Consider the following 23,237-nt stretch of genomic DNA (forward strand, 5'->3'; position numbering starts at 1 on the left):
GCAGGTGTCCTTACTTGCCGACGCCGCCCAGCGTGCCCAGTAATCCCGTGACCGGAGCGAGCAGACCGGTCGATCCGCCCGACGTCGACCCCGTCGCACCGCCGGCCAGCGACGTGACCGGCGCGAGCGGGCTCGACGATCCCCCGGTGCTCGCCGCGCCCGTGACAGTATTCAGCGAACCCGTAACGGGTGCGAGCGGGCTTGTACTGCCCGTGCCGCCCGTTGCGCCGCCGAGCGTGCCCGTGACCGTCGACACGAGATTCGTGACGGGGGCGAGCGGATTGCTCGTGCCGCCCGACGTCGAGCCGCCGAGTGCACCCGTGAGCGAGCCGAGCGGCGTCGAGCCGAGGCCCGACAGCAGGCCGCCGAGCGGATTCGTCGAGCCCGATGCCGTGCCGCCCGGCGAGCCGCTCTGCACGGTCGCCGTCGAGCCGCCCACGAGGCTCGTGATCAGGCCGGGGATTGGCGCCGCGCCGTTCGGGCCGTTCGGGTTGACGAGGCCGCCCGCGTTGGTCACGGTGTTGCCGACTGCGGTCACGAGCTGACCGACGTCGCCGACGAGCGGCTGGCTCGACGTGCCGCCAACCTGCTTGCCGGCCGAGCTGATCGCGCCGCCGACCTGGCCGAGCAGGCCCGAGACGGGTTGGCCGAGGCCGGTCGTCGTGCCGACCTGTTGCGTGACCTGGCCCGCGGTGATCACGAGCGGCGTGATCGCCGAGCTGAGCGGTTGCGTCACTTGCTGCACGGCGCCCGACGACAGCGTCGAGCCGATCGTGTTGCCGGCGGCGCCGAGGCCGTTGGCCACCGTGTCGAGCACGGTGCCGACCGGGGTCGTGACCGGCGCGAGCGGCGCCAGCGGGCCGGTGCCGAGCGCCTTGACCGTCGAGCTCAGGCCGGACACCGTGTTGCTCGTCGCACCGACCACGTTGCCGAGGCCCGCGACGGTCGTGCCGACCGGGTTTTGCGTGGAGCCGATCTGTCCCAGCCCGTTGCTCACGGCATCGGCAGCTGCGCCGACGATCGTGCCCGTGCTGGAGAGCGTGCTGCCGACGCCCTTCGTCACACCGTCGCCGAGGCCGGGCACGGTGATGTTGCCGACCGTGCTGCCGAGGTCGGTGGCGGTCTGGCCAACCGTGCTGACGACACCCTTGGTGCCCGTCGATCCGCTGCTGGTGCCGCTCGTGCTGGGGTTGTCCGTGCCGCTCGTGGTGCTGCCGTTGGCGCTGGCCGGCGGCGCGTTCACGCCGTTGCCGCCGCAGGCGGCCAGCAGGCAGGCTGCGGCGAAGGCCGTGAGGGGCACGCGCCACTGGTGCAGGGCGGCTGTCGTGAGAGAACGTTGCTGGGACATGATTGACTCCTCGCTGTCTTGTCGATGAATGGAAAGAGCGGATTTACTTGTGGGTGCCACCGAGCAGGCCGCCGATCAGCGACGTGACAGGCGCGAGCGGATTCGACGCCGAGCCCGAGTTCGTGACGGCGCCCGTGCCGCCGGTCAATGCCGGTGCGCCCGACGTCGCGCCGCCGGCCGCGCCGGTGACCGTGTTCAGCGCCCCGGTGACCGGGGCGAGCGGGCCGCTGCCGCCGCCTGCTGCGCCGCCGAGTGCGCCGGTGACAGTCGAGACGAGACCCGTGACCGGCGCGAGCGGGCTGCTGGCGCCGCCCGTTGCGCCACCGAGTGCGCCGGTGACCGTGGAGACGAGACCGGTGACCGGCGCGAGCGGGCCGCCGCTGCCGCCTGCTGCGCCGCCGAGCGCGCCCGTGACCGTCGAGACGAGACCCGTGACCGGCGCGAGCGGGCTGGTGGAGCCGCCCGTCGCGCCGCCGAGTGCGCCGGTGACGGTCGAGACGAGACCCGTGACCGGCGCGAGCGGGCTGGTGGAGCCGCCCGTCGCGCCGCCGAGCGCGCCCGTGACCGTCGAGACGAGACCGGTGACCGGGGCGAGCGGGCCGCCGGAGCCGCCCGTCGTGCCGCCGAGCCCGCCGGTGACGGTCGAGACGAGGCCGGTGAGCGGCGCGAGCGGGTTGGTTACGCCGCCGGTGCCGCCCGTGAGCAGGCCGCCGACGGCCTTCACGGTGTTGCCCGTCGACGAGACCGTGTTGCCCAGGCCGGTCGTGACGGGGTTGCCGCCCGTCGATGCGAGCAGGGCGCCGGCCTGGTTCAGGCCGTTGCCGACCGTGCCGAGCAGCGTGTTGACGGGTGCGCCGAGGCCGGTTGCCGTGCCGATCGTCTGAGTCGTCTGGCCGACCATCGTCGTGATCGGCGTAATGGCCGAGCTGACCGTTTGCGTGACCTGCTGGATCGGGCCGGTCGACAGTGCGTTGGTGAGGGTGTTGCCGCCGTTCGAGACGGCGCCGCCGAGCGTCGACACGAGGCCGCCGACGGCGCCCGTAACCGGTGCGAGCGGCGAAAGCGGGCCGCTGCCGAGGCTCGAGACCAGGGTGCCCGTTTGCGAGACCGCGTTGCCGAGCTGGTTGACCACGCCACCCGTGCTGGCGAGTGTGGTGCCGACCGGGTCTTTCGTCGCGCCGAGCTGGCCGAGACCGTTGCCGAGGCCATTGCCGAGTGCGGTCACTGCGCCGCCGACGCTTTGCACGATGCCGCCCGCGGCTTGTGTGGTGGCCGGGTTGACGCCCGGCAGCGTCTGGCTGCCGATGACGGAGCCGAGGCCCGAGACGGTTCCGCCGACCCCGGTCAGAATGTTGCTGCTGCTTGCGAGGACAGTTCCCACTGGGTTCGACGACACGCCCGACGTGCCGCTCGTGCCGCTGGTCGTCCCGCTCGTCGTGCCACTGGTGCTGCCGCTGGTGCTACCACTCGTTGAACCGCTGGTGCTGCCCGACGTGCCGCTCGTGCCCGACGTACCGCCGCCGGACGTGGAGATCGTATCGCCGCCGCCCGAGCTCGAGCCGCCGCCAAGACCCTGGCTGATGGAACCCGAGCCGCCGCACGCGGAGAGGGAAAGCATGGCTGCAACGGTGGCCGCGATCAGAGTCGTCCGGAACACGCCATGAGGGATAACCTTAATGTCCATTTTGTCCTCGCGTTAAAACTGATGTTGTGTTGAGTGTTGCGAGGACTACTCTGCAACTGTCGTGCCATTTCGACGATCGACGGTTCGATGACGAGTTTTAAACGGAGTATTTCCTTATGGGAAAAGGGCTTGCGCGAATCGAAAGACTGTTGAAAATGTTTGAGCGGCCGGAACCGGGGACGATTTCAGCCGGTTCGTAACGTAACGTCACAACATTGGCGTTACGCGTGCGACGTAACGTGCGGGGCAGGAGGGCGGGAACGGTCGTGCTGTTTTACAGGTGGATTAGGTGTGCACATCTAACCTATCGTAAATCCTATGTGTAAGTCGTACCGAAACGCCGTACAAATAGGGTGCCGCGCGTCGATTTTTCGATCAGGATTGTTAAAAGAGGTTGGAAATCAAAAGGGTTCGGAGATAAGATTCGTGGCAGTTGTAAGCTTTGTACGGTTCGGTACACACGTGCGAGGAGATGAATGACGCGAATGTTAATTTCCATCAAATGATGATCCGCGTCGTGCAAGACGCGCTATAAAGAATGGGCATCCGATCGTTGTCACGGCAAGTGTGGCAAACGGCGCGGAGCCAGGCCGGATATGCGAGGCCCCAACCTTCGTAAAAGCGGCCAGAGAAACAAACATACAGGCACGAGGAATAAAATGAAAGCACTCATCAAGCGCTTCCTTAAGGAAGAAGACGGGGTTACCGCGATCGAGTATGGTCTGATTGCGGGTCTGATTGCCGTTGCCATCATGACGAGCGTCACGGATATCGGCACTCGACTGGGTCTGGTGTTCACCAACATCTACAACCAGCTGGCAACCGCCGCGGGCTGATCGCTGCGTTCGGTAGTCGTGGCGAGCGAGTCGCGATCGCGACTCGCTCGTAGTCGCACGCGCGTCCGGTTTCGACATGGCACTCCTGTTCAGCATCGGCATTTTCTTCGCCTGGGCGATGCTTGTCGCACTCGGCGATATCCGCTTTCGACGCGTACCGAATACGCTGGTCGTCGCGGGATTGATTGCGGGATTCGCAAGCACATTCGCGCATGCCAATCCATTCGGCATTTTCCCGAGGCAGGCATTAATCGGCATGCTGGTCGGGGCAGTCAGCCTTTTTCCCTTTTTCGCGTTTCGCGTCATGGGCGCAGCGGACGTGAAGGTATTCGCGGTGCTCGGCACATGGTGCGGCGTGCATGCGCTGTTCTGGCTGTGGGCGGTCGCGAGCATCGCGGCCGGCGTGCATGCGCTTGCGCTGATGGCGATGTCGAACACGTCGATCGGCGCGCTGCGGCGGCGCGGCGCGCCCGCGATGTCGTTGGGCGGCCGGCGCGCGACGCCGTATGCCGCGTGCCTCGTGGCGCCGGCGGCAGGGTGGCTCGCGCATCTCGTCGCGTCAGGGGGCGTGCAATGACGACGCAGCGGCAGCCGTGCGCACGACGACGGCACCAGCGGGGCGCGACGGCAGTCGAGTTCGCGCTGGTGTTTCCGCTGTTCTTCCTGATCATGTACGCGATCGTGACGTTCGGGCTGATCTTCGCGGTTCAGCAAGGCTTGACGCTTGCTGCGACCGAAGGTGCGCGCGCGGCGCTGAATTATGTGCCCGAGGCGAACGGCCAGGGGGCGCAGGCGCTGCAGGACCGCGCGAGTGCAGCCCGCAGGGCCGCGCAGAACCTGACCCGCTGGCTGCCGAACGTCGTGGTGCCGGCGCCGTCGTCGGCGGCGTGCAGTTACGACGCGACCATGTATTGCGTGACGGTCACAGTGACCTACCCGTATGCGCAATATCCGCTGGTGCCGTCGCTGCCGCTGCTCGGCCTCGTGTTGCCGAGCGCGCTGACGAGCACGGCGACCGTGCAGATCAATCCGGCGACCATCCTGTGACGCAGCATGCGCGACGCGACCCCGATGCGTGAACTCCGATCCGCACTTCGACACAACCGACACAACACCATCACTGACGGCACCCGACACTCACCATGGGCAACAACTTGACGAAGATCATCGCCGGGCTGCTGATTGCGATCGCAGTCTTGCTGGGCATCTACGCATGGATGCTCGGGCGCGGCCCGGCCCGTGCGCCGGCGCCGGTCGTAGCGCAGGCCGCGGTGACGAAGACGGTGCCGCTCGTCGTCGCCGCGCGCCTGCTGCCGGCCGGGCAGGCGATCACCGCCGACGGGCTGAAGATCGTGCAGGCGCCGGTGTTGCCGGCCGGCGCGTTCAGCGATCCGGACGCGCTCGTCGGCCGCGTGCCGGCGAACGACATCCTCGACGCGTCGCCGGTGCTCGCGGCCGCGCTGACGTCAGGGCTGGCGAACCAGGTGGCGCCCGGCGAGCGGGCCGTGGCCATCAAGGTCGATGAGACGAATGCGGTCGGAAACCGGTTGCGCCCCGGCAACTTTGTCGACGTGTTCCTGAACCTGAAGCGCGAGGGCGGCGCAGGCGGCCAGGCCGGCTCGGAAATTCCGCGTACGCAGGCGCGCCTGCTGCTGTCGAAGGTGCGCGTGCTGGCGTTCGGCGATGCGACGCCCGAACGCGACGGCGCGGCCGGGCCGACGAGCATGGCGCGGACTGCGGTGCTCGCGGTGCCGACGGCACAGGTCGATGCATTGACGCTCGCGGAAGCGAGCGGCCGCCTGACGCTCGCGCTCCGCAATCCGCACGATGACGAAATCGCCGCGCAGACCGTCGCGATGCGCACGATGGGCGAGCTCGGGCCGTCGGCCGTGGCGGCCACGGGCGTCGCGCTCGACGAGCTGTCCGCGTCGCGCGCGCGCAGCGCGCCACGCGAGCCGGCCGCGCCGCGCGCGCCGGTCGTGGCGCGGCCGGGCGGCGGCATCGAAGTGATACGCGGCGGGCGGGCCGAAACGGTCGCCTATTGAACAACTTCTGAACGACAACCCGCACGGTCATCGAAAGCAGCGACACAAATGAAGAACACACTGATTGCATACGCGATTGCCATCTGGACCCTGACAGGCGCGACGCTGGCCGCGGCGGCGGGCGCCGGCGCAGCGATCGATCTCGCCGTCGGCTCGCAGCGGCAGGTCGCTGCCGGGCGCGCGCTGCAGCGGGTGGCGGTCGGCGACCCGTCGGTGGCCGACGTGCTGGTCATGAAGGGCAGTCGCGCCGGCAACGTGCTGCTGGTTGCGAAGGCTCCCGGTTCGACGAACGTGATGCTGTGGGAGCGGGGGCGCGACGAGCCGACGGTGTGGAACGTCAATGTCGTCGATGCGGCCGCGCATGCGGTGCTCGACAGCTCGACGCCCGACGCGAAGGCGTATGGCGACGTCGCGGTGCTGTCCGGTTCGGCGGCATCGCTCGATGCGCACGAGCGCGCTGCCGCGATCGGCCAGCACATGGCTGACAAGGGCGGCGCAGCGGCCGGCGGAAACTGGGGCGCGGGGGACGCCGGCGCGACCGGCAAGCGCGGCGGCGGCGCGAGCGGAACGCTCGGCAAGGCTGGCAAGGGCGGCGCGGTGATCGACGCGTCGACGGTCGGCGGCCGGAATACCGTGCAAGTCGACGTGCGGGTCGTCGAATTCAGCCGCTCGGTGCTGAAGGAAGCCGGGCTGAATTTCTTCAAGCAAAGCAACGGATTCGCATTCGGTGCGTTTACCGCCGGCGGATTGCAGTCGATCACCGGCGCCGCGACGTCCGCCTTCCAGGCGACTGCCGGCATTCCGATCGCGTCCGCGTTCAACCTGGTGGTAAATTCGGCGGGCCGCGGCATCTTCGCGAACCTGTCGATTCTCGAAGCGAACAATCTCGCGCGAGTGCTCGCGCAGCCGACGCTCGTCGCGCTGTCGGGCCAAAGCGCGAGCTTCCTCGCCGGCGGCGAGATCCCGGTGCCGGTGCCGCAGGCGCTTGGCTCCACGGCAATCGACTGGAAGCAGTACGGTGTCGGCCTGACCCTGACACCGACCGTGCTGAGCCAGCGCCGCATCGCGCTCAAGGTGGCGCCGGAATCGAGCCAGCTCGACTTCCAGCATGGCGTCACAATCAACAGCGTATCGGTGCCGGCGATCACGACCCGTCGCGCCGATACGACGGTCGAGCTGGGTGACGGGGAAAGCTTCGTGATTGGCGGCCTGATCGACCGCGAAACGATGTCGAACATCAACAAGGTGCCGGTCCTGGGCGATCTGCCGATCATCGGCGCCTTCTTCAAGTCGCTGAATTATCAGCAGAACGACAAGGAACTGGTGATCATCGTGACGCCGCATCTCGTTGCGCCTATCGCGAAAGGTGCGCCGTTGCCGACCACGCCGGGCGAACTGTCCGAACAGCGCGATGGGCCGGTGTGGCGGTCGTATCTTGGCGGCATCGCATCACCCGATGCAGCGCCCGGATTTTCGAAATGAACGCGGGGCGCGTCGTCGCGCGCTGTCTGATCGGGGATGTCCCACATGAACGCGAGAACCCTATCGTTGGCTGAGCCTGCCGTGACCGATTATTTCGTGTGCGCATCGCAGCACGACCGGCATATCGGCTGGCTGGGCGAGACACTGGTGTCGGCCGGCACGGTGGAAGCCGCGCCGCTCGATCCGGCCGCGCTTGCACAGCGCATCACGGGGCTCAATCCTGCGATCGTCTTCATCGATTTTTCTCGTGCGCAGGGGGCGGCGAGCGCTGCTGCGGCCGCCGTGCGGCTTGCCCATCCGGGCCTGCCGGTCGTCGCGCTCGGCACGCTTTCGGAGCCGGAAAGCGCGCTTGCGGCACTGCGCGCTGGCGTGCGCGATTTCATCGACGTGTCCGGCGCCGCGGAAGACGCGCTGCGCATCACGCGCGGGCTGCTCGAGCACGCCGGCGGCGGCGAGCCGGCCAACCGGCACGGCAAACTCGTCGCGTTGCTCGGCGCACGCGCGGGGATGGGCGTCAGCACGCTCGCCGCGAATCTGTCGGTGTGGCTGCACAAGCGCGGGTCGGCGGGCGCGGCCGACGGCGCGGCAATCGGTGAATCGAGCGGTGCATCGAGCGGCGGCGCCGCCGCGTCGCTCGGCCGGCAGACGGCGCTGGTCGATCTCGGGCTTCCCGCGGGAGACAGTGCGCTGTTCCTCAACACGCGCTGCGAATTCCATTTCGTCGAAGCCGTGCGCAACCTGCGGCGCATCGACCGGACTTTCGTCAACACGGCGCTGACGCGTCACGCGAGCGGCGTCGCGCTGACCACCTTGCCGCCCAATCTCGCCGACCTGCGCGACGTGTCGTATGCGGCTTGCGTCGGCCTGTTGAACCGGTTGCGCGCGTTCTTCGACCAGCAGATCGTTGATCTCGGCGGATTCACGAATCATGAATTCGTTGCGCAGATCGCGGCGGCGTCCGACGAGGCGTGGCTCGTGTGCGACCAGGGTGTCGCATCGATCGTCTCTGCGGTGGACCTGCTGGAAGGGCTGCGCGATGCGGGCGTCGACATCGGCAAGATTCGTCTCGTCGTCAACCAGTACGACGCGACGCTGAGCCTGACACCGGCCCAGATCGCAGAGCGGCTCGGCATTTCGCTGCTGGCAACGCTGCCGGCGCGTCGCGTGGCCATCGGCCAGGCGGCCAATCAGGGGCGGCTGATCGTCGAAACGGCCGAACGCGATCCGTATGTGCGTGCCCTCGAGCCGCTCGCCGAGCGGCTCGCGGGCGCCGCCGCCGCACCGCGCGCCGCGTCGGGTCTTTCCGCGCTCAAGCGTTTCATTCAACCTTCGTCCAGGCGATCGTAAGCGATGGCACACGACATCCAATTTGCCGACGGCGCAGCGCCGTTCTCCCAGTCGCAGCAGTTTCACGACATCAAGAATGCCGCGCACGAGCATTTGTTGACGCGCATCGAGGAACTCGGCGCCGAATTCGGCCGCTGGTCGCGCCAGGCGATCAACCAGTTCGTCGATCTGGAAATCGACAGCTTCGTGCGTCTCCGGCGCATTCCGCTGAACGAAACCGAGGTCAGGGCGATCGCGGAGGCGCTGACGAAAGAGCTTGCCGGGTTCGGTCCGATCGAGGATCTGCTCGCCGATCCACACGTCGAGGACATCCTGATCAACGGCTACAACGACATCTATGTGTCGCGCCACGGCATCCTGGCGAAGCTGCCGATCCGTTTCACCGACAACGCGCACCTGCTGCGGATCGTGCGCCGCATCCTCGCGCCGATCGGCCGACGTCTCGACGAATCGAACCCGATGGTCGACGCGCGGCTGCCGGACGGCGGACGTGTCAACGTCGTGATCGAGCCGCTGTCGATCGACGGGCCGGTCGTATCGATCCGGAAATTCCGCAAGGACCCGCTGAAACCGGCCGACCTGCTCGCCAACGGCACGTTCAATACGGAGATCGGTACGTTGCTTGAAGCGGCGGTCGAGGCGCGCTGCAACATCCTCGTGTCGGGTGGCACGAGTTCCGGCAAGACGTCGCTGCTCAACGCGCTGGCCTTCTACATTCCCGAGCACGAGCGGGTCGTGACGATCGAGGACACGGCCGAACTGTCGCTGAATCACCCTCATGTCGTGCGTCTCGAAAGCCGCCCGGGCGGTTTCGACGGTAACGGCGTCGTGACGATCCGCGATCTGCTGCGCAATACGCTGCGGATGCGACCGGATCGCATCATCGTCGGCGAAGTACGTGGCGGCGAGGTGCTCGAGATGCTGCAGGCGATGAATACAGGGCACGACGGATCGATGGGCACCGTCCACGCGAGTTCGCCGCGCGAGTGTCTGTATCGTCTTGAGATGCTGGCCGGTTTCGCGGGTTTCCAGGGAACGGAATCGAGCCTGCGTCGGCAGATCGCGAATGCTATCGACTTCATCGTGCAGATCGGCCGCCTGTCGAACGGTCGACGCCGGATTCTTTCGATTACCGAGGTGACCGGCCTGTCGGACAACATCATCGCGACGCAGGAACTCTATCGCTACGAAGCGCGCGTGACACCCGAGGGCGAAGAGGTCGACAACTGGGAGTCGCTCGGCATTCATCCGCATTCGCCCAAGCTCGCGCGTTTCCGCCAGACGCTGTCGGGCGGCGGGTTCGGCGGAGGTGGCTTCGGCGGCGGCTTCGGCGGCGACGGCTTCGGCCGCGGCGGAGGCTTCAATGTCTAGCCTGATGGTCGCCGCGCTGGCGCTCGCGCTCGTCTGTATCGCCGCCGCGCTGCTGCTGTGGCGGCACGGCGAGCTCAGGCGCGCTCGCGCGGATGCGCAGCGCTTCATCGATAGCCGTATCGAGCCGGCCGCGCGCGCGGGGGGCATGACGCAGGGGGCGTCCGCGCCGGGCGCACGGGCGGCGTCCGCCGGAACCGGCGCGCGCCCGGCCGCCCCGGCGTCGGGATCGGCGAGCGCATCGCGCTGGGCGCACGGGCGCGACCGGCTTGCCGAATACCTCGACCATCTCGCGAGCCGCGCCGGGATCGAGGATGCGCGCGGCAAGGCGCTTCTCGCGCTGGCGGCGCTGGCCGCCGTCGCGCTCGTCGCAGGGCGGACCGGCGGGCTGCTCGGCAGTGTCGCTGCGCTCGCGGCCGGCCTCGCGCTGCTCGCGTTCTGGCTCGTGTCGCGGATTCATCGCCGCCGCCTGCAGATCGTCCGGCAGTTGCCGTCGTTTCTCGACGGCATCGTGCGTCTCGTCACGCTCGGCAACAGCGTGCCGGCGGCGTTCCAGGCGGCGCTGCTGACGACGGAGGCGCCATTGCGCGGTTGTCTGGACCACGTATCGCGGATGTTGCGTACGGGTGTCGAGATCGATCGCGCGATGGGGCACATCGCGAGCGTCTATCAAACCAAGGAGTTCGAACTGGTCGGTTCGGTGCTGCGGCTCTCGGTCCGGTACGGGGGCCGCGCCGACGTCATGCTCGATCGGATGTCGACGTTCATGCGCGACCTCGAGCAGGCCGAACGGGAACTTGCTGCGATGTCGTCGGAAACGCGACTGTCCGCGTGGGTGCTGGTTATGCTGCCGATCGCGATCGGCAGCTTTGTGATCGCGACGAATCCGCTCTATCTCCAGTCGATGTGGAACGACGACAGCGGGCGCGCGTACCTGTATCTGGCCTTCATCATGCAGATCGCGGGCGGCGCCTGGCTGTACCGGATGTCCCGGCTCAGGTGATGCGATGACGCCCAATCAACTCGGATCGATTGCGCTCGCGCTCGGCGCGCTCGGCGTGCTGCTGCTGGCCTGGCTGGCGCTGCGGCGCGCGGGCGCGGAGTCGCGCAGCCGCCGCGCGCTGGCCGATGCGCTGGACCGCCGCGCGGCCACGCTTACGGCAGCGGGGGCGCGCCCCGCGCCGGACGGCGCCGCACCGCCGCCGAAGCGCGAGACGCCGGCGGCCGCCGGGCGGCGCGCGCGCGTCGCGCAACTGCTCGAGCGGATGTCGACGGCCGGCGCCCGCTGGCTCGACACGGGGTTCGGCCGGCACATCGTCGCGGACGAGGACCGCCGGCTGCTCGAACAGTGCGGTTACGCCGACACGCGCACCCGCGGGCTGTTCCTGAGCGCGCGAATCGCCGGCGCGCTCGTCGCGCCGGTGCTGTTCCTCGCCTTCGTCGGGCCGCGCCTGCACGGCGGCCGCTGGGTGCTCGGTCTCGTGCTGGCGTTCGTCACGGGCTTCATGCTGCCGAAGATCCTCATCCGGCGGCGCGCGGCCGCGCGCCGGCAGGCGGTGATCGACGAACTGCCGCTGCTGGTCGACATGCTTCGCTTGCTGCAAGGCGTCGGATTGTCGCTTGACCAGAGCATCCAGGTCCTGACGAACGACTTCAAGGGGATGATGCCCGTGCTGTCGCTGGAAATGGAAATCGCCCAGCGGCAGTTCGCTGCCGGGCGGACGCGCGAGCAATCGCTGCAGCGGCTGTCGTCCGGTTTCGAGAACGAGGATCTGCGTGCGATCGTTCGGCTGCTGATCCAGGTCGACAAGCACGGTGGCGCGGTACAGGAGCCGCTCAAGCAGTTCGGCGACCGGTTGCGCGAGGCGCGCCGCGCGATGCTGCGCGAACGGATCGGCAAGCTGACGGTAAAGATGACGGGCGTAATGATCCTGACGTTGCTGCCGGCACTGCTGATCGTGACGGCAGGCCCCGGGATGATCTCGGTGATGCACGCGCTGTCGCTGGCGCAGCACTGACGCGGCGAATGCACGGCGAATGCGAGGAATGAAGATGAAGCGGATCGGTGGAATCGTGAAACTGGCGGGCGTGGCGGCGCTGGCGGGACTGCTCGCCGCCTGTTCGTCGTTCAAGGAAAGCGGGTACGGCGTCGGCCCGCAGGCGGAACGCGCGGCGCTGATGGACGCGGCGGCGCAGAAGCAGGCGGCGCCGGATACGCCTGGCATGTATCTCGGCCTGATTGAGCGGATGCAGTCGCAAGGGCTGTATTACGCGTCGCTGGCTCATATCGACGCATACGAGAAACAGTACGGTGCGTCGCCGGAGTCGACGTTGCTGCGCGCCGATGCATTGCGTATGACGGACCAGCCTGCCGCGAGCACTGCGGTCTATAAGCAGTTGCTCAACACAACGCTCGCCGCGCGCGGCTATCGTGGGCTCGGGCTGATTGCCGGTGGCGCGGGCGATTTTCCGCGCGCCGCGCAGGCGTTGTCGCAGGCAACCGTGCTGGCGCCGACCGATGCATCGACGCTTTCGGATCTCGCTTACGCGAAGCTGCGGTGCGGCGATATCGAGGGCGCGCGCATTCCGCTGATGAAGGCGGCCGAGCTCGACCAGAGCAATCCGAAGATCATCAGCAACGTGATGTTGTACCTGCTGGTGTCCGGCCACGCGCGCGACGCGCAGAAGCTGATGGGCCAGCAGAAGCTGCCTGCGGAAATTCGCAACGATATCCGCAACGACGCGGCGCGGATCGCCGCGGCCGCGCGCGCGTGGCGGCGACCGGTGGCCACGCCGGCCGCGACGGCCGTCGGCTCGGGCAGCGTGGTCGACGTGCGCGGCAGCGGCGCCGCGAAGGGCGGCGCGCCGGTCGCGTACATCCAGGGATTCGATCCGACTGCGCCTCTGCTGCAGCGGTTCGCGCAATGACAAGACGTTCGGGGGAACCAACATGAGCGACAACGACAAGAACCTCGACCGGTGGATGCGCGTGCGCCGCACCGCTGCGCTGGTCGCGCTGCTCGGCGCGGCGGCAAGCGCGCAGGGCCAGCAGCCGGCCGGGAATGCGACCGTGAATTCGACCGTCAATGCGGCCGAGATCGGCCGCTCGACCGACGCGTGGCTCGCGCTGCAGCGGGACAACCGGGCGGCCGGTCCGGACCTGCCGATGCTCGGCGACGCGGCGTCGCTCGCGTACCAGCGCTATCTCGACTCGTTCAAGAACAAGATTCCGGATTCGATGGGCTCGCCGCTGGGCTCGGGCGGCGGCGCATCGTCCGGCGGACAGGGCTCGGCGCAAGCGTACTGAGGCGGCGATGAGCACGGCTCGATTCCCCGGATGCCGCCCGGCCGGGCGCGACCGCGTGCGGATGCGCGGCCAGCGCGGCGCCGTGTCGGTCCTGGCGACCGTCTGGGTGCTCGTCGCGCTCGTGACGCTGGGCGCGATCGACATCGGCAACCTGTTCTTCCAGCGGCGCGACCTGCAGCGGATCGCGGACCTGTCCGCGCTGGCCGCGGTGCAGTCGCTCGACCCGTCCGATACGTCGTGCGGCGCGGCGAACACGGCCGCGCTGAACAATGCGCGGGCGAACGAAACGTCGAACACCGTGACGACGGGCGCGCCCGCGCGCGGGCAAGACCAGGTCGCGGCGACCTGCGGCCGCTGGGATCCGCAGGTCTATGCAGGCCAGCCGGCGTACTTCGCGCCCGCCGCGAGCGGGATGACGCAGCTCAACGCCACGCAGGTGACGGTCACGCGCACGATGCGCTATTCGTTCCTCGGCGTCGTGTCGATGCTCGGCGCGGGGCCGGGCACGATGTCGGCCACCGCGACCGCGCGCGCGAGCGCGATCGACACGTTCTCGATCAGCGCGACGCTCGCGAGCGTCGATCCGGTCTGGCTCAACGGCATCCTGTCGGCGTTGCTCGGGACAAGCGTCAGCCTCACGCTGGCCGACTATCAGGCGCTCGCGGGCGCGAACATCAAGCTGCTCGGCATTTCGACCGCGCTCGGCGCCGGGACGGTGAACGGGCTCGTGGATCTGTCGGTGACGGTGCCGACGCTGATCGGCAACCTGAGCGCGTACGTCGGCGCATTGCAGGCCGGCGGCGGCAATGGTCCGGGCTACGTGGCGCAGCTGCAGGCCGCGTCGACGGCGCTCGGCAAGCTGGCGGGCGCCAGCGTCGGCAACACGACCGTCGTCGTCGCCAATGCGCCCAACGCGCTGCTGAACATCAGTCTCGGCAATCCGCAGTCGGGCGCCGACGCGCAGGTCAACCTGCTCGACCTGCTGACGACGGCCGCGCAGGTGGCCGCGTACAACAAGGGGCACGCGGTGTCGCTGAACACCGGCGTCACGCTGCCGCTGGGCGCGAGCGGCTTCAATGTCGTGTCGCTGCAGCTGCAGGTGCTGAATCCGCCGTCGATCGCGGTCGGCGAGGCGGGGCTGCTGCCGAACGGGACGTGGCGCACGCAGGCGTCGTCGGCGCAGATCGGGGTGTATCTGAACGTGCAGACGCCGAGCATTCCGATCACCGGCGCGCTGGGCCTCAGCGGTTTGATCGACCTCACGCTGAGCGGCATCAACCTGCCGATTTACCTGCTCGTCGGCGGGCCGGCCGTGGCGAGCCTCGCGGCGACGAAGTGCGGTTCCGCCACCACGCCGAGCACGACGACGATCGTCGCGACGCCGGGCATCGCGAAGCTGTGCATCAGTGCGCCGCCGTCCGGCACGCTGAACCTGTCCAACGTGAGCACCTGTCCGCCTGCCGGGACGCTGCAGTTGCTGAACCTGCAGGCATCGACCCTGTTGTCTCCGCCGGTGTCGCTCGGGGTCAGCGCGTCGATCTCGAACCCGGTGCTGCAGATCGTCGGCACCGCGTCGTCGAGCGCGCCGTATGCGGGCTACCCGTCGGCCACGCCTTACCACTTCTGCAACGCGCCGGCCGGCCTGGCGACTCCGGTGTCGTGCGGCAGCGGCTGGGTGAGCCCGTCCACCGCGTCGAGCCCGAACAGCTACTGGACCACCTACGTGAACAACCTCGGCGCGTCGCTCGGCACGGCGCTCAGCAACATCAACCTGAACGCGATCACGATCCTCGGCATTCCGATCCCGCTCGGCCCGCTGCTCAACGCGATCGGCAGCCTCGTGCTGCAGCCGGTGCTGTCGGCGCTCGATGCCGTGCTCGTGCCGATCCTCGGGCTGCTCGGCGTCCAGGTCGGCCAGGCGACCGTGCATCAGATGTCGCTGACCTGCAACGCAGCGCAACTCGTCAACTGAAGAAGCCTCCGAAGAATGAGAACCACGCCCGCAATCGAAGAGCTCGACCTGTACGTCTGGGAAGGCAAGGCGGATATTGTCGACCGCGTCGCCCGGTGCATGGCGAGCTTCGACGTCGAAGTGATCCGCGCCGACAACGCGGAGATTTCGCCCGAGCGCGCCGCATTGCGGCCGTCGCTGGCGATCATCAGCGTGACGATGATCGAGATCGGCGCAGCGTTCCTGCGCGACTGGCAGGCCAATATCGGCATGCCGGTCGTCTGGGTCGGCGCGGCGCGCGATTACGACGCTTCGCAGTATCCGCCCGAGTATTCGCATATCCTGCCGCTCGATTTCACGTGCGCCGAGCTGCGCGGCATGATCGGCAAGCTCGTCACGCAGCTGCGCGCGCACGCCGCGCAGACGCTGCAGCCGTCCGAGCTCGTCGCGCATTCGGAGTCGATGCAGGCACTGCTGCACGAAGTCGATACATTCGCCGACTGCGACACCAACGTGCTGCTGCACGGCGAAACCGGCGTCGGCAAGGAGCGCATCGCGCAACTGCTGCACGAAAAGCATTCGCGCTACCGGCACGGCGAATTCGTGCCGGTGAACTGCGGTGCGATTCCCGACGGCCTGTTCGAATCGCTGTTCTTCGGTCATGCGAAAGGATCGTTCACGGGCGCGGTTGTTGCGCATAAAGGCTATTTCGAGCAGGCGGGCGGCGGCACGCTGTTCCTCGACGAAGTCGGCGATCTGCCGCTGTACCAGCAGGTCAAGCTGCTGCGCGTGCTCGAGGACGGCGCGGTGCTGCGCGTCGGTGCAACGTCGCCGGTCAAGGTCGATTTCCGCCTGGTCGCGGCGAGCAACAAGAAACTGCCGCAACTCGTGAAGGATGGCCTGTTCCGCGCCGATCTCTACTACCGGCTCGCGGTGATCGAGCTGAGCATTCCGTCGCTGGAAGAGCGCGGTGCCGTCGACAAGATCGCGCTGTTCAAGTCGTTCGTCGCACAGGTCGTCGGCGAGGAGCGGCTCGCCCAGTTGTCGGACCTGCCGTACTGGCTGACGGATTCGGTCGCGGACAGCTATTTCCCCGGCAACGTGCGCGAGCTGCGCAACCTCGCCGAGCGCGTCGGCGTGACGGTGCGGCAGACGGGCGGATGGGATGCGGCGCGGTTACAGCGGCTGATCGCGCACGCGCGCAGTTCGGCGCAGCCGGTACCGGCGGAGAGCGCGGCCGAGGTCTTCGTCGATCGCAGCAAGTGGGACATGAACGAGCGCAACCGCGTGATTGCGGCGCTCGACGCCAACGGCTGGCGGCGTCAGGATACGGCGCAGCAGCTCGGTATCAGCCGCAAGGTATTGTGGGAAAAAATGCGCAAATATCAGATCTTCGACGAGGAGCCCGAGACCCGCGAAAGTGAGTAATTAATGAGATAAAATCGCGCTGAATTACAACGACTCGGGCGGGAATAGAACTTCATGAGCCATATGACGGGGTGGGGAAAGGCGTGCGCGTTGCTCGCCGTGGTGGGAGGCATGCAGGGCGCATTCGCGCAAGGGTTGGCCGGCACCGCGAGCCCGGCCGCGCAGCCGGTGGAGCCGGCGTCGGCGCCGGTCGCGGCGATTCCTGCGCTCGACGCGCAGGCGCAAACGCCGATTCAGGCCGGTGATGCGACCGGTCCGAGCACGGTCGACGACCTGCAGCGCCAGATCCAGGCGCACTCGCTGACGGAAATGCGCACGAGCTACAACGGCAGCTACGGTGCGAGCCTGCTGTTCAATGTAAAGGACGGCGCGTATTTCGTCGCGCTATTCCAGCAGAAGGCGTTCTGGCGCGTGATCAAGACTTACGACGAAACGCGGGCGGAAGCGATCTACCGCGATTTCTCGCGCCAGGCGGAGCGGCTGGCCGTGAACGAACTGCGGGCAGCGAAGCTGGAATCGCAGAAGGCGCAGACGGATCGCCAGATCGAAGTCACGCAGGATCGCGCGCGGCGTCTGCAGGCGGATATCTCGATCGCACGCCAGCAGCAGGCGGCAGTCGCGGATCGCCAGAAGACGGTGCGCAGCGAGACCGCGGCGCTGCAGGCGCAGCAGGCCGAGCTTCAGTCGCAACTGCGGGCGTTGCAGCAGCAGGTGCGTTCGTTGCAGCATGAGGCCTACGCCGGCTTGCCGCACGTGCGTTGAGCGTCGTGGTGTGCGGCATGCGACGGCATGCCGCGGCGGCGCGACGAAGAAAAAAGGGCAAACCCGCGGGTTTGCCCTTTTGCGTTATTGGCCGTCCGGCACGATTCGCCGGCGGCGCGTCACGATCACCGGCCCGTTATTGCTGCGCGATTCCGACGGCGCGGAGGAGGCGGGCGAGTCGCCGGCGTCACGCGGGGCGCCGTAGTTTTCACGGGGTTCGCGCGGGGCGCCGTAGCCTTCACGCGGCTCGCGCGGGGCGCCGTAGCTTTCGCGCGGTTCGCGCGAGCCATAGCCTTCACGCGGTTCGCGGGAGCCGTAGCCGTCGCCGCGCGATTCACGCGAGCCGCCGTGCGAGCCGTACGGGCTGTGGCCGCCGCCTTCACGGCCGCCCGGGCGCCCGCCGCCGCCCGGGCGCGGGCCGCGCGGGCCGCCGCCCGGGCGCGAGCCGCCCGTGTCGAGCTGGATCGTGGAAATCGCGCGCTTGTAGATGCCTTGCAGACCCACGGGGGTGCGCAGCATCACCAGGTACTGGTCGAACGACTCGATACACCCCGTCAGACGAATGCCGTTGACGAGATAGATTTCAACGCGCTTACGTTCCTTGCGCGCCGAATTGATGAAGTCGTTTTGCGGATGGGATTCTGCGGGATTGGCCATTGAGGTGCGGCAGGAGCCTGCGTCAGAGAATATGTTGTGCGTGTGTGTGTGGCGTGTTCGTCCACAAGGTGTTTGGCGGGATTCTACCCTGTTCGATCCCGATGCGCGCGCTCACGATTGTGTCGAACCGTAACCCACTATAGACGTTCCAGCGCATTTTCGCGATTCGGCCGAACGGTCAATGCCATTTCGTTACGCCGCGTTACGACTCTCGCAGCGCCGTTGCACCTGAACGCGCGCCGCTCCACTACAGTTTCCGCGCACGCCGGCGAGCCGGCATCTCGGAGGTCCAGAACATGAACAAGAGGCGAATGGCAGGGTGGGTGGCGGGCATCGCGCTGCTGGCGTCCGGCAGTGCGATGGCGGGGCATGTTGACCTGTCGGTCGGCATCGGCGTACCGGTCGCACCGGTCTATGTCGAGCCGGCGCCGGTCTATGTGGCGCCGCAGCCGGCCGTGGTCGCCTATCCGGGCTATGGATACGGCTACTACGGCGACGAGGACGACGACCGCTATCGCAAGTGGCGCAAGCACTATTACAAGCATTGGCACCGGCACCATGGCGACGACGATGACGATTGAGCGCCGCACGCGCCGGCGCTCCCGCGCCGGCGCGCGTCAGAACGCGCAAGCCGGATTCTTCGGGGCGAACGCGGCTGCGTCGAACGAAGCCGGCGCGATTTTCTCGATGACGATCCGCTCGAAGATCTTGCCGTCGTTGTCATAGGACTCGACGGTCCGGAACCACGGCTCGTGCGGATCGAGCCCCAGCACTTCCTTCTTCGTATGGAATCGCGGTCAGCGCGACGACGCGCACTTCCTTCGTTCATCGACCAGGCTCCCGGAGCGACGCGGATTCAGCCTTGCCTGCCGGCCTTGAGCTTTGCGAGCTCCTCGTCGCGCAGCGCGCGGCGCAGGATCTTGCCGACGTTCGTCTGCGGCAGCGCGTCGCGGAACTCGACGAATTTCGGCATCTTGTAGCCGGTGAGGTTCTTGCGGCAGTGCGCGAGCACATCGTCGGCCGTCAGCGACGGGTCGCGGCGCACGACGAACACCTTGATCCGTTCGCCCTGTACCTCGTCCGGAATGCCGATCGCCGCGGCTTCGCTGATGCCCGGATGCATCACCAGCACTTCCTCGATCTCGTTCGGATACACGTTGAAGCCCGACACGAGGATCATGTCCTTCTTGCGGTCGATCAGGCGGATGAAGCCGCGTTCGTCCATCACGCCGATGTCGCCGGTGGCGAGCCAGCCGTCGGCGTCGATCACCTTGGCCGTCTCGTCGGGGCGCTGCCAGTAGCCGCGCATCACCTGCGGGCCGTGCACGCACAGCTCGCCCGGCTCGCCGACGGGCGCCCAGGTGCCGTCCTCACGGCGAAAGCGCACGACGGTGGACGGCGCGGGCAGGCCGATCGAACCGCTGAACGCAGCCATGTCGTTCAGGTCGACGGGGTTCATCGTGACGATCGGCGAGCATTCGGTCAGGCCGTAGCCTTCGACGACCGGCCGGCCCGTCACCTGCTGGAAGCGCTCCGCGACCGCACGCTGCATCGCCATCCCGCCCGCCATCGCGAGCTTCAGCTTCGAGAAATCGCGCTTGCGGAACTCCTCGTTGTCGAGGAACGCGTTGTACAGCGTGTTGATGCCGGTGATCCCGGTGAACGTCTCGTTGCGGATGATCTTCATCACCATCGTCATGTCGCGCGGGTTCGCGATCAGGATGTTGCGCCCGCCGAGCCCCATGAAGATGAATGCGTTCACCGTCAGCGAGTAGATGTGATACAGCGGCAGCGGCGTGAGCACGGTTTCGACGTCGCCCGATACCTGGTCGGCGATCCAGGCCTTCGCCTGCAGCAGGTTCGCGATCAGGTTGCCGTGCGTGAGCATCGCGCCTTTCGCGACGCCCGTCGTGCCGCCCGTGTATTGCAGGAACGCGAGGTCGTCGCGTGTCGTCTGCACGGGCTGCGGCTGGCCTCGCGCACCGAGCGCGAGCGCCGCGCGCAGTCGCACGGCCTGCGGCAGGTGGTAGGCCGGTACGAGCTTCTTCACGTGCTTCAGCACGAAATTGATCAGGCGTCCTTTCGCATTGAAGCCGTCGGCGAGCAGGTCGCCGAGCGCGGTGACGACGATGTTCTTCACCTGCGTTTCCGGCAGCGCATCCTGCAGCGTGCGCGCGAAATTCTCGAACACGACGATCGTCTGCGCGCCGCTGTCCTTCAACTGGTGCGCGAGTTCGCGCACGGTGTAGAGCGGATTGACGTTGACGACGATCGCACCGGCTTTCAGCGTGCCGAACAGCGCGACCGGGTACTGGAACGTGTTCGGCAGCATGATCGCGACGCGGTCGCCGGGTTTGACGCCGAGGCTTTGCAGATACGACGCGAACGCGTCGACTTTCTGCGCGAGCGTGCGGTAGGTCATCGATGCGCCCGCGCTCACATAGGCGACGCGCTCGGCGAAGCGGCTCGTGCATTCGTCGAAGAACTGCACGAGCGATGCGTATTGCGTGACGTCGATGTCGCGCGGGACGCCGGGCGGATATGACGCGTACCAGATGCCGTCGGTGTTCGGCGGCGTCTGCGTGGCGGCCGGCGCTGCGGGAGAGGGCATGGGAGGCTCCTGGATCTTGATCTCGAGGGTAAGGCGGACGGCGTGCGGCGCGGCTGCGAGCGGCAGCCGCGCAAGGCAGCCGCCGTCAGGTTGCGTGATGCAGCGTCGCGTCGTCGGCCGGCGTGTCGGCGGGCGCGACCGGCACCGAGGGCGCCGCGGGCACGAGGTCGTTCGCGCCCGCGTCGTCGAGCACGGCCGCGAAGATCGACAGTTGCGCGCTGTCGGGCATCGGCGCTTTCAGCGCGGCGACGATCAGCGACGACAGCCGCGCGATCATCTGCACGTCGTTCATCGTGCGGCCTTGCGAGAACTCGTCGATCAGGCTTTCCGTTTCGGCGCCTGCGAGCGCGCCGGAGAGTGCGCCGATCGCGAAGTGCAGCCGCCAGCCGAGCTCCGTGCGCGGCAGGTGCGGCAACGCGCGCTGGAACGCATCGAAGAAGCGGCCCGCGACGCTTGCGTAGTGCGCGGTCAGGAAGTTGCGCACGAACGGCGACGGATCGGTGTACGCGCGGCCGATCAGCCGCAGGAACCCGGGCCCGCCGCGTTCGGGATTGCGCGATGCCTTCAGCGCGGGAATGAACATCGCGCCGAGCACGTGCTCGCAGGTGATGTGCGTGCCGAGTTGCGCATCGAAGCGGTCGAGGATGCCCAGGCGTTCCTGGTTGAGCTGGTCGAGCCGGCGCGACAGCATCGCGTGGATCAGCGCTTCCTTGCTGCCGAAGTGGTAGTTGACCGCGGCGAGGTTGACCGCCGCGCGCGAGGTGATCTGGCGCATCGACATCGCCTCGAAGCCATGCTCGATGAACAGGTCCTCGGCCGCATCGAGGATGCGCGCCTTCGTCCCGCCGGTCTGCCGGTTGCCGGACGGCCGTCCCGCGGATGGCCGCCCCTCCTGACTTACTGCCATGTCCCGCCTCCCATGCCGACTCGCGCGGACGCGAACCGGCGATTCGAATTTGTAATTCAAACAGCCGTTTTTATTAAGATAAAAAGCCGTGGGCCGCGCGGGCAAGCGCTGAATCTGGACAGAAACCTCTAGATCGATGTGCAGGTGCGGCAAGATCGCCGCGCGGCCTCCGCAGGCCGGGACGCGCGGCATGGTGCGTCGCGTCATCCTGCTCGCTCAGCCGACGGCGCTACGCGTATTGACCGATTGCGTCATGTCGATGCCGCGCCGCTCGCGGCTGAACAGGATCAGCACGGCGATCACGACGGCGACGATGCCGGCCACGAGCGCGAGCGCGAAGCTGTAATTGTTGTTGTTCGAAACGGCGAGCGAGGCCTGCATCGTCGCGTTGCCCGACGCGAGCAGGTTGCCGAGCTGGTAGACGACGCCGGGGAAGGTCGCGCGGATCTCGTCGGGCGAGATCTCGTTCAGGTGAACCGGGATCACGCCCCACGCACCCTGCACCGAGATCTGCATCAGGAACGCCCCCGCGGCGAGGGCGACCGGGCCGCTCGAGAAGGCCCACAGCGGCAGCACGGGCAGCGCGATCAGCGCGGCGACGAGGATCGTGCGGCGCCGGCCGAATTTCTCGGAGGCCGCGCCGAAGGTCAGCCCGCCGACGATGGCACCGATGTTCAGCACGATCGTGATCCACGACACGGTATGCGGATCGAAATGATGCTGTTCGCGCAGGAACGTCGGATAGAGATCCTGCGTGCCGTGCGAGAAGAAGTTGAATGCGGTCATCAGCACGATCGCGTAGATCGTGAGCTTCCAGTTCTGCTGCAGCGTGGCCCCGAGGCTCGGGCGCGGGCGCTTCTCCATCTGTTTCCACGCGGGCGATTCGGGCACGTGGGCGCGCACGTACAGCACGAGCAGCGCGGGCAGCACGCCGACCATGAACATCCCGCGCCAGCCGATGTACTGGTAGAGCAGGCCGAACACGACGGACGCGAGCAGGTAGCCGCTCGGATAGCCGGCCTGCAGCAACCCCGACACGAAGCCGCGTGCATGGGTCGGCACGGTTTCCATCGTCAGCGCGGAGCCGACACCCCATTCGCCGCCCATCGCGACGCCGAACAACGCGCGCAGCACGAGCAACGCGGTCAGGCTCGGCGCGAAACCCGACGCGAGTTCGAGCAGCGAGTAGCATGCGATGTTGACCATCAGCGTCGGGCGGCGGCCGAAGCGGTCGGCGAGCCGGCCGAAGATCAGCGCGCCGAGCGGACGCATCGCGAGTGTCAACGTGAGCGCGAACGCGACGGCGGGAATCGTCGATCCGAATTCGGCGGCGATGTCCTTCAGCACGAAGACCATCAGGAAGAAATCGAACGCATCGAGTGTCCAGCCCAGGTAGGCTGCGATCGTCACGTTGCGTTGTTCGCGGGTCCAGCTCATGTCCGAGGTCTCCTCGTTGGCTTGCGCAGTGCGGTTTCGCGTGCCTGTGCCGCCCGGCCGGCGCGCT

At 67.7% G+C, this 23,237-nt stretch carries 21 protein-coding genes and 1 pseudogene; 15 read left to right on the top strand and 7 right to left on the bottom strand.

What is annotated here, in order from left to right; translation table 11 throughout:
- Nucleotides 1–10: 10 nt before the first annotated feature.
- Together WT26_RS10860 and WT26_RS10865 are read right to left on the bottom strand one after the other, a co-directional pair.
- A complete protein-coding gene (locus WT26_RS10860; RefSeq protein ID WP_069272849.1) occupies nt 11–1,348 on the bottom strand; it encodes a collagen-like triple helix repeat-containing protein in 1,338 nt (445 codons plus the stop codon).
- Between the two features lie 43 nt (nt 1,349–1,391).
- Complete coding sequence (locus tag WT26_RS10865) at nt 1,392–3,032, bottom strand: collagen-like triple helix repeat-containing protein (protein WP_069272850.1); 1,641 nt, start codon at nt 3,030–3,032, stop codon at nt 1,392–1,394.
- Between the two features lie 659 nt (nt 3,033–3,691).
- On the opposite strand from WT26_RS10865, the gene WT26_RS10870 reads away from it, so the two are divergent.
- From WT26_RS10870 to WT26_RS10935, 14 genes are all read left to right on the top strand, one after another.
- Nucleotides 3,692–3,868: a Flp family type IVb pilin gene (locus WT26_RS10870; protein WP_069272851.1), complete on the top strand. Its 177-nt coding sequence runs from the start codon at nt 3,692–3,694 to the stop codon at nt 3,866–3,868.
- A gap of 76 nt (nt 3,869–3,944) precedes the next feature.
- Nucleotides 3,945–4,445 carry an A24 family peptidase gene (locus WT26_RS10875; protein ID WP_060137518.1) on the top strand — a complete coding sequence of 167 codons (501 nt, stop codon included), beginning with the start codon at nt 3,945–3,947 and terminating at the stop codon, nt 4,443–4,445.
- A complete protein-coding gene (locus tag WT26_RS10880; RefSeq protein ID WP_069272852.1) occupies nt 4,442–4,915 on the top strand; it encodes a TadE/TadG family type IV pilus assembly protein in 474 nt (157 codons plus the stop codon). Before WT26_RS10875 ends, WT26_RS10880 begins: the two co-directional genes overlap by 4 nt.
- 95 nt (nt 4,916–5,010) lie before the next feature.
- Nucleotides 5,011–5,913 carry a Flp pilus assembly protein CpaB gene (gene cpaB / locus WT26_RS10885; protein WP_069272853.1) on the top strand — a complete coding sequence of 301 codons (903 nt, stop codon included), beginning with the start codon at nt 5,011–5,013 and terminating at the stop codon, nt 5,911–5,913.
- Nucleotides 5,914–5,961: 48 nt separating this feature from the next.
- Complete coding sequence (locus WT26_RS10890) at nt 5,962–7,395, top strand: type II and III secretion system protein family protein (RefSeq protein ID WP_069272854.1); 1,434 nt, start codon at nt 5,962–5,964, stop codon at nt 7,393–7,395.
- Nucleotides 7,396–7,440: 45 nt separating this feature from the next.
- On the top strand, nt 7,441–8,742 hold the full coding sequence (locus tag WT26_RS10895; protein WP_069272855.1) for a fimbrial protein: 1,302 nt from the start codon (nt 7,441–7,443) through the stop codon (nt 8,740–8,742).
- 3 nt (nt 8,743–8,745) lie between these two features.
- Nucleotides 8,746–10,113, top strand: a complete 1,368-nt coding sequence (locus WT26_RS10900; RefSeq protein ID WP_069272856.1) for a CpaF family protein — start codon at nt 8,746–8,748, stop codon at nt 10,111–10,113.
- Nucleotides 10,106–11,113 (top strand): type II secretion system F family protein, encoded by a 1,008-nt coding sequence (locus tag WT26_RS10905; protein ID WP_069272857.1) that lies wholly within the window; start codon nt 10,106–10,108, stop codon nt 11,111–11,113. Before WT26_RS10900 ends, WT26_RS10905 begins: the two co-directional genes overlap by 8 nt.
- Before the next feature lie 4 nt (nt 11,114–11,117).
- Complete coding sequence (locus WT26_RS10910; protein ID WP_069272858.1) at nt 11,118–12,128, top strand: type II secretion system F family protein; 1,011 nt, start codon at nt 11,118–11,120, stop codon at nt 12,126–12,128.
- Nucleotides 12,129–12,162: 34 nt separating this feature from the next.
- The gene (locus WT26_RS10915) at nt 12,163–13,038 is read left to right on the top strand and encodes a tetratricopeptide repeat protein (protein ID WP_069273732.1); all 876 of its coding nucleotides are present in this window, start codon (nt 12,163–12,165) and stop codon (nt 13,036–13,038) included.
- 22 nt (nt 13,039–13,060) lie between these two features.
- Nucleotides 13,061–13,417, top strand: a complete 357-nt coding sequence (locus tag WT26_RS10920) for a DUF3613 domain-containing protein (RefSeq protein ID WP_059486244.1) — start codon at nt 13,061–13,063, stop codon at nt 13,415–13,417.
- Between the two features lie 7 nt (nt 13,418–13,424).
- Entirely contained in the window at nt 13,425–15,389 is a 1,965-nt protein-coding gene (locus WT26_RS10925; protein ID WP_081333725.1) for a TadG family pilus assembly protein, read from the top strand.
- Between the two features lie 15 nt (nt 15,390–15,404).
- The gene (locus WT26_RS10930; RefSeq protein ID WP_069272860.1) at nt 15,405–16,796 is read left to right on the top strand and encodes a sigma 54-interacting transcriptional regulator; all 1,392 of its coding nucleotides are present in this window, start codon (nt 15,405–15,407) and stop codon (nt 16,794–16,796) included.
- 54 nt (nt 16,797–16,850) lie between these two features.
- Nucleotides 16,851–17,558 carry a DUF2968 domain-containing protein gene (locus WT26_RS10935; RefSeq protein ID WP_069272861.1) on the top strand — a complete coding sequence of 236 codons (708 nt, stop codon included), beginning with the start codon at nt 16,851–16,853 and terminating at the stop codon, nt 17,556–17,558.
- Between the two features lie 84 nt (nt 17,559–17,642).
- On the opposite strand, the gene hfq is transcribed toward WT26_RS10935, so the two are convergent.
- A complete protein-coding gene (gene hfq / locus WT26_RS10940; protein ID WP_069272862.1) occupies nt 17,643–18,215 on the bottom strand; it encodes an RNA chaperone Hfq in 573 nt (190 codons plus the stop codon).
- A 296-nt stretch (nt 18,216–18,511) separates the two neighbouring features.
- Here hfq and WT26_RS10945 point away from each other — a divergent pair, with 296 nt between their 5' ends.
- Complete coding sequence (locus tag WT26_RS10945; protein WP_069272863.1) at nt 18,512–18,796, top strand: PXPV repeat protein; 285 nt, start codon at nt 18,512–18,514, stop codon at nt 18,794–18,796.
- Between the two features lie 36 nt (nt 18,797–18,832).
- Here the strand turns inward: WT26_RS10945 and WT26_RS35575 are convergent.
- From WT26_RS35575 to WT26_RS10960, 4 genes and pseudogenes are all read right to left on the bottom strand, one after another.
- A pseudogene (locus WT26_RS35575) lies at nt 18,833–19,012 on the bottom strand (DUF1571 domain-containing protein); the annotation flags it as partial.
- A gap of 59 nt (nt 19,013–19,071) precedes the next feature.
- Nucleotides 19,072–20,826, bottom strand: coding sequence for an AMP-binding protein (locus WT26_RS10950; protein ID WP_069272864.1), 1,755 nt, complete (start codon nt 20,824–20,826; stop codon nt 19,072–19,074).
- A gap of 85 nt (nt 20,827–20,911) precedes the next feature.
- Nucleotides 20,912–21,733 carry a TetR/AcrR family transcriptional regulator gene (locus WT26_RS10955; RefSeq protein ID WP_069272865.1) on the bottom strand — a complete coding sequence of 274 codons (822 nt, stop codon included), beginning with the start codon at nt 21,731–21,733 and terminating at the stop codon, nt 20,912–20,914.
- A gap of 216 nt (nt 21,734–21,949) precedes the next feature.
- Entirely contained in the window at nt 21,950–23,170 is a 1,221-nt protein-coding gene (locus tag WT26_RS10960) for an MFS transporter (RefSeq protein ID WP_069272866.1), read from the bottom strand.
- Nucleotides 23,171–23,237: the final 67 nt, after the last annotated feature.

It is taken from the genome of Burkholderia cepacia, assembly GCF_001718835.1.
GTDB classification, from domain to species: Bacteria; Pseudomonadota; Gammaproteobacteria; order Burkholderiales; family Burkholderiaceae; genus Burkholderia; species Burkholderia cepacia_F.